This window comes from Antiquaquibacter oligotrophicus (assembly GCF_020535405.1).
GTDB lineage: Bacteria > Actinomycetota > Actinomycetes > Actinomycetales > Microbacteriaceae > Rhodoglobus > Rhodoglobus oligotrophicus.
Genome location: NZ_CP085036.1, coordinates 2,452,332 through 2,464,340, shown reverse-complemented (window position 1 = coordinate 2,464,340; position 12,009 = coordinate 2,452,332). Strand labels below are relative to the sequence as shown.

9 protein-coding genes are annotated in these 12,009 nt (G+C 66.2%); 5 read left to right on the top strand and 4 right to left on the bottom strand.

What is annotated here, in order from left to right:
* The first annotated feature begins 34 nt into the window (after positions 1-34).
* A complete protein-coding gene (locus tag LH407_RS11970) occupies positions 35-547 on the top strand; it encodes a gamma carbonic anhydrase family protein (protein ID WP_322133759.1) in 513 nt (170 codons plus the stop codon).
* 48 nt (positions 548-595) lie between these two features.
* Positions 596-907 (top strand): hypothetical protein, encoded by a 312-nt coding sequence (locus LH407_RS11965; protein ID WP_322133760.1) that lies wholly within the window; start codon positions 596-598, stop codon positions 905-907.
* Between the two features lie 12 nt (positions 908-919).
* On the opposite strand, the gene LH407_RS11960 is transcribed toward LH407_RS11965, so the two are convergent.
* From LH407_RS11960 to ftsY, 3 genes are all read right to left on the bottom strand, one after another.
* Complete coding sequence (locus LH407_RS11960; protein ID WP_322135022.1) at positions 920-1,471, bottom strand: hypothetical protein; 552 nt, start codon at positions 1,469-1,471, stop codon at positions 920-922.
* A 320-nt stretch (positions 1,472-1,791) separates the two neighbouring features.
* Positions 1,792-2,778 (bottom strand): hypothetical protein, encoded by a 987-nt coding sequence (locus tag LH407_RS11955; RefSeq protein WP_322133762.1) that lies wholly within the window; start codon positions 2,776-2,778, stop codon positions 1,792-1,794.
* Positions 2,779-2,782: 4 nt separating this feature from the next.
* Entirely contained in the window at positions 2,783-3,649 is an 867-nt protein-coding gene (gene ftsY, locus LH407_RS11950; protein ID WP_322133763.1) for a signal recognition particle-docking protein FtsY, read from the bottom strand.
* A 78-nt stretch (positions 3,650-3,727) separates the two neighbouring features.
* Between ftsY and LH407_RS11945 the strand changes: the two genes are divergently transcribed.
* The 3 genes from LH407_RS11945 to LH407_RS11935 are packed head-to-tail and all read left to right on the top strand — an operon-like array spanning position 3,728 to position 8,060.
* On the top strand, positions 3,728-4,684 hold the full coding sequence (locus LH407_RS11945) for a TIGR03885 family FMN-dependent LLM class oxidoreductase (protein WP_322133764.1): 957 nt from the start codon (positions 3,728-3,730) through the stop codon (positions 4,682-4,684).
* Positions 4,681-6,357, top strand: a complete 1,677-nt coding sequence (locus tag LH407_RS11940) for an alpha-amylase family protein (protein WP_322133765.1) — start codon at positions 4,681-4,683, stop codon at positions 6,355-6,357. The genes LH407_RS11945 and LH407_RS11940 overlap by 4 nt, the downstream gene beginning before the upstream one ends.
* Before the next feature lie 26 nt (positions 6,358-6,383).
* Positions 6,384-8,060, top strand: a complete 1,677-nt coding sequence (locus LH407_RS11935) for an alpha-amylase family protein (RefSeq protein WP_322133766.1) — start codon at positions 6,384-6,386, stop codon at positions 8,058-8,060.
* Here the strand turns inward: LH407_RS11935 and smc are convergent.
* Positions 8,057-11,674 (bottom strand): chromosome segregation protein SMC, encoded by a 3,618-nt coding sequence (gene smc, locus LH407_RS11930; RefSeq protein ID WP_322133767.1) that lies wholly within the window; start codon positions 11,672-11,674, stop codon positions 8,057-8,059. The genes LH407_RS11935 and smc overlap by 4 nt on opposite strands.
* Between the last annotated feature and the right edge of the window lie 335 nt (positions 11,675-12,009).

Sequence of the window (12,009 nt, the reverse complement as noted above, 5' to 3'; positions counted from 1 at the left end):
TCCACGGTAGTGGCCGCCTCACTAGCCTGGTGGAATGGCCCTCCTCGTTCCCCTCAATGGTTCCGCCCCGTCGATCGCCTCCAGCGCTTGGGTTGCTCCCAACGCGACACTCGTCGGGGCGGTGACCCTCGGCGAGCGCGCGAGCGTGTTCTACGGCTCGGTGCTGCGCGCCGACTCCGACCGCATCTCCGTCGGTCGGGATAGCAACCTGCAAGACAACGTCACCGTGCACTGCGACGCCGGTGTGCCGACGATTGTGGGCGCTGGGGTGAGCGTCGGCCACGGCGCGATCCTTCACGGTTGCACCATCGAGGACGACTGCCTCATCGGCATGGGTGCGACCGTGTTGAACGGTGCCGTCATCGGTTCCGGTTCGCTCGTAGCGGCGGGAGCCGTTGTGCTCGAGGGCACGATCGTGCCACCCGGTTCGCTCGTAGCGGGTGTGCCCGGCAAGGTGCGGCGCGAGCTCACCGATGACGAGAAGGCGGGCATCCGCACCAACGCGGCACACTACCTCGAGCTGAGTGCCGCGCACGCGCGGGCGTGAGAGTTACTATGGCGTGCACTCGATGACGAGCTACCCGGAGGCCGCCCCGTGGATCACCCGACAACTGTCCGCCCGGTCGATCGCCGCCGCATCACCACCATCATCGTGGTGCTTTGCGCCGTGGTCATACCGATCGTGTCGATAGCTGCCCTCACCCCTGCGGTCGTCTCGCGGGGCGAAGTTTCTCACTGGCCGTGGGATCAGTACGGCTTCTGGGGATGGTGGCTCGTACCGGCTGGGCTCTGGCTTTCCGTGATCCCGGCGGTGCTGCGCTACCGGCCCGCGCGCTGGAATCGGCTGGCGACCGTGCTGCTCATCGCCGCCGTCGTGACAACGTTGGCTCTGTTCTACAACCCCTGAGGTTGTACGCGGCTAGCGTTCCGGAGAGATACTTGCGAGCTCGGCCGCATACTTCTCGGCGATAGCGCGTACATGCTGGTCCGTGGTTGTGCCGTCTGTGTAAATCTGTAGTCGCGCAACGGCATTGCCACGCTGTACATCCCAGGAGTACACGCGCCATCCCCGCCCAGGAGTGCTCTCCGCAACGACACCGACCGCAGCGACCGATTCGGGGAGTTCGAGGGCGGCAAGTTGGCTGACGTTGCCGGGGAAGCGAGTGAGCGACGTCGTTTGCTCGGCACAAGTAGCTGCACTCTGAGCTACCTCGGCCATGTGCCGTGTAGCCGCTGAGGTGTCGTCGAACAGTCGAAGCGATTGATAGGCCGTGCTGTTCTCCTCCCAGTCACTGTGGGCAATGAGATACCAGATCTCATCGTCGTCGGCCGCGTCACTGTGCCCCACAAAGGGCGCGTACGGCCCAACAGTAAAGGCGACGAAGCAGTCGTCGATCTGCCCTCCCCATTGGTCCCACACCGCCAGGTCTCTCGCGTAGAGCTCGGAAACAGGGAAAGGCGAAGTCGTCATCCACTCAACGGTTCGATTGTCCAGGCCCACGTCGGTAAACATCGTGCGGTCGTTCATGAAGTCTCGCACGCCGACCGAGCCGAAACAGGGCCCTTCACATTCCAACGGCGCCACGGCAGTTGGGCTGCCAGGATCGCCCGGCTGAATAGCCTGGTCGGACGCCGAGGGCTGCTCGGACACGAAAGACCCAACGAGCTGATTCACGAGCGCGCCAGCAGCGCCGACGGTGCCTCCGACGACGAGAGCGGCCGACAGAACTCCGACGAATAATCCCCACGGCCAGGCCGAGCGGTTGGTTTTCGTGTCCGGTGAGTGGTCGCTCATCCCACCGCTCCCTCCCCCGCACGCGGCAGGTTGTACGCAAGCTGCGTGAGATAGAACTGCACCGAGCTACGAATTCGCTTCTCGGTCACCGAGCCATCGGTAACGTACTCGAAGCGAACGACGGCATTAGCAGCCTGGATGTTGAAGACATATCGGCGCCAGCCGACACCTGGCTCGGATGTCGCGACCCATCCGACATCGGCCAGAGAGTCGGGGACTTCGAGCCCGGGAGCCGAGGTGACAACGGCTCGCTCTGCCGCCGCGGCGGCACACGACTTTACCCCCCAGCTGAGCTCGCTCAGATAGGAGGCGGCCGCTTCAGTGGACGGGAAGAGCCGAACGGATTGTGTTGCCTCATCGTGACGCGCATCGTCGGAGTACTTCGCCAGGGTGACGAGGAGGTCAGAGCTTGCGCGGTCGGCATCCGTGAAGGTGGAGATCGGAGCCCCGGGTTCGGCAAAGAGGCACGCATCCGGATTTGCGCCAGCCTGCGCACCGCCAAGGAATCTTTCGATCGCGGCGCTCACAGCGGCGGTCTCGTCCGCGTCGTCCAGCGAGATCGGAACGGGGAAGCCGTGTTTGTCGAAATCCCACTCGTCCATCTCGAGAGTGAGAATGCTGGTGGCGTCGAAGCAGGAATCAGGGCACTGCACGGGTTCCACAGCGACCGGCGAACCTGGCTCTCCCACTACGAGGGGCTGGTCCTCGAGTGCAACAACCGGTGTCTCCTGAGGTGTCGGGGTAGCTCGGGGCGCGTCAAAAGCGGCGGAGACTGCCGCGTAGGACCCCGCGGTGGCCCCGACGAGCACGACGACCGTCGCCACTACGAGGGGGATGATCCAGGGTCGGCGCGGCGAGCGTGATGGTGGGGCTGGTGTGGGAAAGTGCACCGGCGGAATGGGCGCGCCGGGGCCCGATTGCGGCTGTCGCGGATCGGGCACGTTCACCTGGACTGGCGGTGTCCACTGATCGGGTCCGGTCACGCGCTTACCCGACGAGTCCCTGCACGAAGACGTGCGGAGTGAAGCCCGTGAGGTCCCCGATTCCCTCCCCCTGGCCGACCAGCTTGATGGGGATGCCGGTCTTCTCCTGGACCGCGAGCACAAAGCCCCCCTTCGCGGAGCCGTCGAGTTTGGTGAGCACGAGCCCGGTCACACCGGCGTGCTGGATGAACGCCTCGGCTTGAGCGAGTCCGTTCTGGCCGGTCGTCGCATCCAGAACGAGGAGCACCTCGGCGATCTCGGTCTGCTTCTCGATCACGCGGCGGATCTTGCCGAGCTCATCCATGAGCCCGCTCTTGGTTTGGAGCCGACCGGCGGTATCGATGATCGCGATGTCGATGCCGTCGCGCTGCGCACGCTCCACCGTTTGGAAGGCGACGGATGCCGGATCCTGACCCTGCTGTTGAGGTCGCACGATCTCGGCGCCACCCCGCTCGGCCCACGTCGCGAGCTGCTCCACCGCCGCCGCGCGGAACGTGTCAGCCGCACCCACAACCACGGTCCGCCCGTAACCGACGAGGAACTTCGCGAACTTGCCGATCGTTGTCGTCTTGCCGACACCATTGACGCCAACAACGAGCACAACGGCGGGGCGGGCGGTGAGCTTGAGGGTCGGGTCGAGTCGCGAGAGACGCTCCTCGAGGTTCTCGCGGAGCATCCGTCGTAGGTCGGCAGGGTCCGTCGTGCGGTACTTGGCAACGCTCGCGCGAAGCTCATCGACGATGGACTCGGTGATGTCGGGCCCGAAGTCGGCCCCGAGCAGGGCATCCTCGAGGTCTTCCCACGTCGTCTCGTCGATCGTCGCTCGAGAGAACATGCCTTTGAGGGCTCCACCCAGTGACCAACTCGCCATGATCCAAGGCTATGGCCTGACGGAGGGACGGGTGTCAAGTCGTTGACCGCGCCACCACCCGTCGCGAAGGGTTGATGGATGGCAATCGGCTTTCACGCATCCCACGAGCAACTGTCGCCCGCGAGCCTGCTGGAAGCGGTGCAGCTCGCAGAATCCGCTGGCTTTGAGGCGGCAATGTGTTCGGATCACTTCGCGCCGTGGAGCGAACGGCAGGGCGAATCGGGGTTCGCCTGGAGCTGGCTCGGCTCGGCGCTGCAGGCGACGAGCCTCTCGTTCGGCGCCGTCAACGCACCCGGCCAGCGCTACCACCCGGCCATCATCGCTCAAGCTCTCGCCACCCTCGGGCAGATGTACGAGGGCAGGGTGTGGGTGGCACTCGGATCCGGCGAGGCCCTCAACGAGCACATCACCGGTGAGGGATGGCCGCGCAAAGAACTCCGCAACCAGCGCCTGCTCGAATGTGTTGAGGTGATGCGCGCGCTGTTCGACGGCGAGGTCGTCAGTCACGACGGGCTCGTCACCGTGGATCGCGCCAAACTGTGGACCCTCCCTCAGCAGAAGCCGCAACTCCTTGCCGCGGCCGTGAGCGCCGAAACGGCACGTTGGGCGGGCGGTTGGGCCGACGGCCTCGCCACCGTCGCCCAGCCCGACGACGACCTCACGCGTGTCATCGACGCCTATCGCGATGGCGGGGGCGCCGGCCCGCTTATCGTTCAGGTGCACGTCTCGTGGGCGCCGACGGATGCCGAGGCCCTGGAGATCGCGTTCGATCAGTGGCGCAACAACACGTTCGCGGCCCCCGTCTCGTGGGACCTGGAGACGGTCGAAGCGTTCGAGGTAGCGTCCGAGCGGGTCCGACCCGAGGACGTCGCGCAGGGTGTGCTGGTGTCCTCCGATCCCGCGGTGCATCGGGACACCCTCCGCCGCTATCTGGACCTCGGGTTCGATTCGGTCTACGTGCATCACGTGGGCAAGAACCAGAAACCCTTCATCGACACCTACGCGCAGAACGTGCTGCCGGAGTTCGCCGCATGAGGATCACCGACACGAGTGACCTGTGGTGGAAGTCGGCTGTCATCTACTGCCTCGATGTCGCGACTTTCCTCGACTACGACGATGACGGTGTCGGCGACTTCGCGGGCCTCGCCCACCGCATCGACTATCTACAGGAACTGGGCGTCACGTGCCTGTGGCTCATGCCGTTCTACCCGAGCCCGGGCGGTGACGATGGGTACGACGTGTCCGAGTACTACGGAATTCGCCGGGAGCTCGGGGATTTGGGCGACTTCGTGGAGATGATCCGCATGGCGGAGGATCGGGGCATCCGGGTCATCGTCGACCTCGTCGTCAATCACACGTCGGACCAGCATCCGTGGTTCACAGCCGCCCGCTCCGACCCCGAGTCGCCGTACCGCGACTTCTACGTGTGGCGCGACCGCACACCGCGTACCAAGGAGCAGAACGAGTTCCCCGACGTGGAGGACGGCATCTGGAGCTACGACGAGAAGGCCGAGCAGTACTACCAACATCGGTTCTACTCGTTCCAGCCAGACCTCAACGTGACCAACCCCGCAGTTCGGGATGCCGTGGCCAAAATCATGGGCTTCTGGTTGCAGTTGGGCGTCTCGGGGTTCAGGGTTGACGCCGTCCCCTTCCTCATCGACCATTCCGGCGCCGAGGACGCGCCCGGTGCCCTCGACGACCCCCTCGACTTCCTCAAGTCGCTCCGTGCCTTCCTCGGCCGGCGTTCCGGTGACGCGATGATGCTCGGAGAGGCCAACATCCCGCACGACGAACAGGTCGCGTACTTCGGCGGGAGCGACGGCGACGGCCTCACCATGCAGTTCGACTTCGTCGCCAACCAGCAGATGTATCTCGCCCTCGCCCGCCAAGATCCAACGCCACTCGTCGAGGCTTTGAAGGCCCGACCCGACATCGCCATCGAGTCGCAGTGGGCCAACTTCGTGCGCAACCACGACGAGCTCACCCTCGACAAACTGAGCGAGTCCGAGCGTGACGAAGTCTTCGACGCCTTCGCCCCGGAACCGGAGATGCGATTCCACGGACGCGGCATCACGCGTCGGTTGCCGCCCATGCTCGGCGGCGACCCTCGGCGCGTGCGGATGGCCTACAGCCTCATGTTCAGCCTCCCGGGCACCCCGGTGCTGTACTACGGCGAAGAAATCGGGATGGGCGAGAACCCGGATCTAGACGATCGCACCGGAGTACGAACCCCCATGCAGTGGACGAACGAAGCTGGCGGCGGCTTCTCCCACGCACCGCGGCGGAAGCTCGTGAGGCCCGTGACGGAGGGTGCGTACGGTCCCGAACACGTGAACGCCACCGACCAGCGCCACGACGACGACTCGATGCTGAACTTCATGAAACGCATCATCGAGCGGTATCGGGCATCCGCGGAGATGGGTTGGGGCCAGTGCGAGGTGTACGACCACGACGCCCCGACCGTGCTCGCACACACCCTCACCGGCGAGGAGGGGCGGATGCTCGCACTCCACAACTTCGCACCCGAACCAGCGACGGTCACACTCGCGCTCGAGGGGATGGAACACGGCAGCACACTCGTCGATCTTCTCGTGAACGACCGCACCATGTCCTACGACGGGGACGGCACCATCACGATTCCCCTCGACGGCTACGACTATCGCTGGTTGCGGGTACTGCCGGCCGAGACCAAACGACTCGGCTGAGCGCCGACCCACCAGGAGGTTGAACGATGCGAATTACGGACACAAGCGACCTGTGGTGGAAAACCGCCGTCGTCTATTGCCTCGACGTCGAGACCTTTCTCGACTTCAACGACGACGGGTGCGGCGACTTCGAAGGTTTGGCGCACCGCATGGACTACCTCGAAGAGCTCGGGGTCACGTGCCTGTGGCTCATGCCGTTCTACCCGACACCCGGTAAGGACGACGGGTACGACATCTCCGATTACTACGGGGTGCAGCCAGAACTCGGCAATCTCGGCGATTTTGTGGAGATGATCCGGATGGCCGGAGACCGCGGCATCCGGGTGATCATCGATCTCGTCATCAACCACACCTCCGATCAGCACCCGTGGTTCACGGCGGCACGCTCCGACCCCGAGTCGCCCTATCGGGACTACTACGTCTGGCGCGACACCAAGCCGCGCAAGAAGACACCCAACGTCTTCCCTGACGTCGAGGACGGAATCTGGAGCTACGACGAGAAAGCGGGCCAGTACTACCTGCACCACTTCTACTCGTTCCAGCCCGACCTCAACATCACCAACCCCAAGGTTCGAGACGAAGTCGCCAAGATCATGGACCTCTGGCTCCAGCTGGGCGTTTCCGGCTTCCGAGTTGATGCCGTGCCCTTCCTTCTCGACCCCACCGGCGTCGAGGAGGAGCAGGACGCCCTCGGAGACCCGCTGAAGTTCCTGCGATCGCTGCGGGCGTTCCTCGGTCGCCGCTCCGGGGACGCCATCATGCTGGGCGAGGCCAACCTGCCGCGAGACGAGCAAGTCGAGTACTTCGGGGGCGACGGCGCCGACGGACTGACCATGCAGTTCGACTTCATCACGATGCAGAACCTGTTCCTCTCGCTCGCGCGAGAAAACCCGGCGGCACTCGTCACGGCGCTTCAGTCACGCCCGGAGGTCTCCATCCAGTCCCAGTGGGCGAACTTCGTGCGCAACCACGACGAGCTCACCCTGGACAAGCTCACGGATGCCGAGCGCGAGGAGGTTTTCGCGGCCTTCGGGCCGGAGGAGCATATGCAGGTCTACGGTCGCGGCATCATCCGTCGTCTACCGCCCATGCTCGGTGGTGACCCGCGCCGTATTCGTATGGTCTACAGCCTGATGTTCTCCCTCCCCGGCACCCCGGTTCTTTTTTACGGCGAAGAGATCGGTATGGGAGAAAACCTGGAGGCGGGCGACCGTACCGCGGTTCGGACCCCGATGCAGTGGACTGCCGAGAAGAACGGCGGTTTCTCCGACGCCCCGCCGCGACGACTCGTCTCACCGGTCGTGACGGGGCCGTTCGGTCCCGAGCACGTCAACGTCTCCGACCAGCGCCACGATCCCGACTCGTTGTTGAACTTCATCAAACGTCTCGCCGAGCGCTACCGAGCCTCGCCCGAGATGGGCTGGGGGGTGTGCGAGGTCATCGAGCAGTCGACCGAGGGAGTGCTCGTACACACACTCACGGGCGAAGAGGGCCGGATGCTCGCGGTACACAACTTCTCGTCGGAGCCTTCGACCGTCAGCTTCCGCATCCGCGACTACGACCCGAGCGAGATCCTCGTCGACCTGCTCGTGGAGAACCGAACCGTCACCGCCGAGAGTGACGGGAGCATCAGTCTCTCGATGGACGGGTACGGCTACCGCTGGTTGCGGTTCATCCGGCCATCCGGCAAACGGCTCGCCTAGCCCGCGGCGGCGCGATCGCCGACGCGCTGTCCCACAACGGCGCTGATGCCGTCGGCACGCATGCTGACCCCGTAGAGGGCGTCCGCGATCTCCATGGTGCGCTTCTGGTGTGTGATGACGATGAGCTGCGAACTCTGGCGAAGATCCTCAAAAATCGCGAGCAGGCGGCCGAGGTTGGCATCGTCGAGCGCCGCCTCAACCTCGTCCATGATGTAGAACGGGCTGGGCCTCGCCTTGAAGATGGCGATGAGGAGCGCGACCGCCGCGAGCGACCGCTCACCGCCGCTCAGCAGAGAGAGTCGCTCGATCTTTTTGCCGGCCGGCTTCACACTCACCTCGATTCCCGTCGTGAGCATGTTCTCGGGGTCAGTCAGATGGATGCTGCCCGTCCCGCCCGGGAACAAGACGGGGAACACCTGCCCGAACGCCGCCTTGGTGTCCTCGAAGGCGCTCGCGAAGATGTCCTGCATCTTCTCGTCGAGCTCCTCGATGATCGTGAGCAAGTCCTTACGCGTGTTGGTGAGGTCGGTGAGCTGCTCGGTGAGGAACTTGTGGCGCTGCTCGAGGGCGGCGAACTCTTCGAGTGCGAGCGGGTTCACGCGACCCAGTTGGGCGAGCTTGCGCTCGGCGCGCGCAAGGCGGGCCTCCTGTTCGGCGCGGACGAACGGCTTACCCGTCGCCTCGATGACACTGTTCTCCGGAGCATCCGAGCTCTCCCCCGGCGTGTCGGCCTCGGAGAGCGCTTCCACACCCGAAACCTCCGGAGAAGTGGTCGATGGCGCGGGGGGTGTGGTGAGGTCGGCGTCATCCGGCACCGGAACCTGCGGGCCATACTCGGCGACGAGCACATCCTCGACGAGGCCCAGCTCCTCCCCCGCGCGCTCCAACAGCGTCGAGAGGTGCAGCTTCTTCTCGTAGATCTGCATCTCGAGACCGTGCACGTTCTCGCTCACACCGTGCAGCCGCTCCCGCAGAGCGGCCTCCTCGCGACGAAGATCCGCGAGCTCTTGGTTCTGGGCCGCGCGCTCCGCTTCCGCCGCCGCGAGCTGGACGCGCGCCTCCGACACGGAGCGGTCCGCGACGTCGAGCACTGCGGGCAGGGCCGCGATGACCTCGTTCGCGGCATCCATCTGGTGGCGACGGATGACGGCGAGCCGGGCCTGCTCCTCTGCCGCTTCGCGCTCGGCAACAACCTGCCGGGCCAGCTGTTCCGCGTGGGCGCGCTGCGCGCGGACCCGCTCCCGGATGGTCTCGAGCGCCATGCGCTTCTCGAGCTCTGCGGCGCGGGCCGCCTCAACCTCGGCGAGCACGCCATCGCGGGCGGAGACATCGAGGATCGGTCGCGGCTTCGCCTCGTACTCGTCGTGGCTGGCCTTGGCCCGCTCGACCTCGGCCTCCGCCTCGCGCACGGCTTCCGTGGAGATGCCAACGGCCTCGGAGAGACGCTCCCACTCCGCCTGCGCCGCTTCGAGCTGAATGCGGTAGCGTCCGAGCTGCTCGGAGTGCGCCGCGAGTTGTGCGTCGTACTCGCGAAGAGCCTGAAGCGCTGTCGCCGCCTCGGCCTTCGCCGTCTCGAGAGCGCCACGACGTTCGGCGAGCGCGAATCGGGTGCGCTCGATCTGGGTTGTGACCGTCGCGAGTCTCGCGGCGGCGGCATCCCGCTCTGCAACGAGCTCCACGCGCGACTGTCCCGCCCCGGAGCCACCGCGCAACACGTACTGGGTGAGCACGTCACCGTCGCGAGTGACAAACGTTGTGCCCTCCGGGGCGGACGCCCACGCGGCCCGCGCGGACGCGAGATCGTCGGCGATCGAGACACCGGCCAAGAGACCCAGCACACCGCTCGGTGCGTCGATCACGTCGACCGCGGGGCGCACCCCCTCCGCAGCGAAGGCGGTCGCGGAACCGGCGGGTGCGTCGGAGACGACCACCTCGACCCGGCCGAAATCGTTGGTTGCCGAATGCTCGAGGGCGTCGAACGCGGAGTCGCGGGACTCAGCGAGCACGGCATCCGACAATGAGCCGAGCGCGGCCGCGATCGCCGCCTCGAAACCCGATTCGATCTTCACGTGCTCCGCGACAAGACCACGGATGCCACTGAGCCGAGCCCCCACGAGAGCGCTCGAGCCGTCCTTCTGGTCCACGGCCAGAGACAGCGCCGAGTTTCTCGCCGCGAGGGCATCACGCTCGCGCTCGTGCGCGTGAACCTCGTCACGCAGCGCCTCGATCTCGGCCGTGATCGCGGCAACAACCGCCTCGGCTTCCTCGTACGCGGAATCGAGCGAACCATCGCCCTCGGTCGTCGTCGCGGCCTCCGCCTCCAGCGCCACGAACTCCGTGCGCGTCGAGTCGCGGCGCTGCTCGGCCGCCTCGAGAGCGTTCTGCTGCCGCAAGAGCTCACCGCGCGCAGAGGCGAGGGAGGTGCGCGCGACGTCGACCCTCGCCGCGAGCCCGGCGAGTTCGAGCGAGTGGCGGGAGACGAGCGCGCTCTGGGCCGCGATCTCCTCGTCGAGCGAATCGAGGGAAGCCTTCGCGGTGGCGGTCGCTGCGGCCGCGGCGCCGACCGCTTCCTCGGCCTCGGCAACCGTTTCGGCGAGGCGATCGGCCTCGGCGCGGGCATCCGTCACGGCAGACTCGCTCGTGGTTGTGCCGAGCGCCGGCGCCTCAGCCTGCTGGCCGAGGAGGGCGAGCTGTTGGTTCGCGAGAGTGAAGAGGCTGCGCAAGCGCTCCTGCACACTCTCGAGGCCGAACGCCGTGCGACGGGCCGCATCGACGGCGTCACTCACCTGCGCCTGCTCGAGTCGATTCGCGCGGAGTTTTGCCTGATCGAGTTGCTCCTGCAACACGATTCGCTCGGACTTGCGCTCGGACTCGCTGCGCGAGAAGGCCGTGATCGCGGAACGCAGCTCCACGACCTCGTCGGCGAGAAGCCTCGCGCGCGCGTCGCGCACGATCGCCGCGATGGATGCCGCCTCCTTGGCAACCTCGGCCTGAGCGCCCAACGGCTTCAGCTGACGCCGGATCTCGCCGGCCAGATCACTCAAGCGGGTGAGGTTGGCCTGCATCGCGTCGAGCTTGCGGAGAGTCTTCTCCTTGCGCCTGCGGTGCTTGAGGATGCCCGCCGCCTCCTCGATGAAACCCCTCCGGTCCTCCGGGGTGGCGTGGAGCACGGCATCCAGTTGCCCCTGCCCGACGATGACGTGCATCTCACGCCCGAGACCCGAGTCGGAGAGAAGCTCCTGCACGTCGAGGAGACGGCACTGTTCGCCGTTGATCGCGTACTCGCTGCCGCCGTTGCGGAACAACGTGCGGCTGATCGTCACCTCGGAGTACTCGATCGGCAGGGCGCCATCCGAGTTGTCGATGGTGAGCACCACCTCGGCGCGGCCGAGCGGGCCCTTCGTGGCGGTACCGGCGAAGATGACGTCCTCCATCTTGCCGCCGCGGAGCGTCTTGGCCCCCTGCTCGCCCATGACCCAGGCGAGGGCATCCACGATGTTGGACTTGCCAGAACCGTTGGGCCCGACAACACACGTCACGCCCGTCTCGAAGGCGAAGGTCGTCGGCTGCGCGAAGGACTTGAACCCCTTGAGGGTCAGGCTCTTCAGATACACGTGGCCTGCCCTTCTTCTCGCGCCGCGAAGCTTGCGTCAACGGTACTAGATGGGTGCGGGCCGGGTTGTTCCGACGCGGGGTCGCGAGGCGGCCCCGGTACGGGTACGGGCGGTGTGGTTCCCGACGCGGGCCACGAGATGGGCCTGTTACGGTGCGGAGGATGACGCGCGGCTGCAACCTACCCCCGCGGTGCTCGCACGGCGTGGCATCCTCCGCACCGTTCCGGATCGGGCAGGGTGCGTGCGGGGCGCCGGTGCGGGCAGGGTTGTTCCGACGCGAGGTCGCGAGGCGGGGGCACGAGGTAGGCCCGGTGCGGTGCGGAGGACGACGCGCG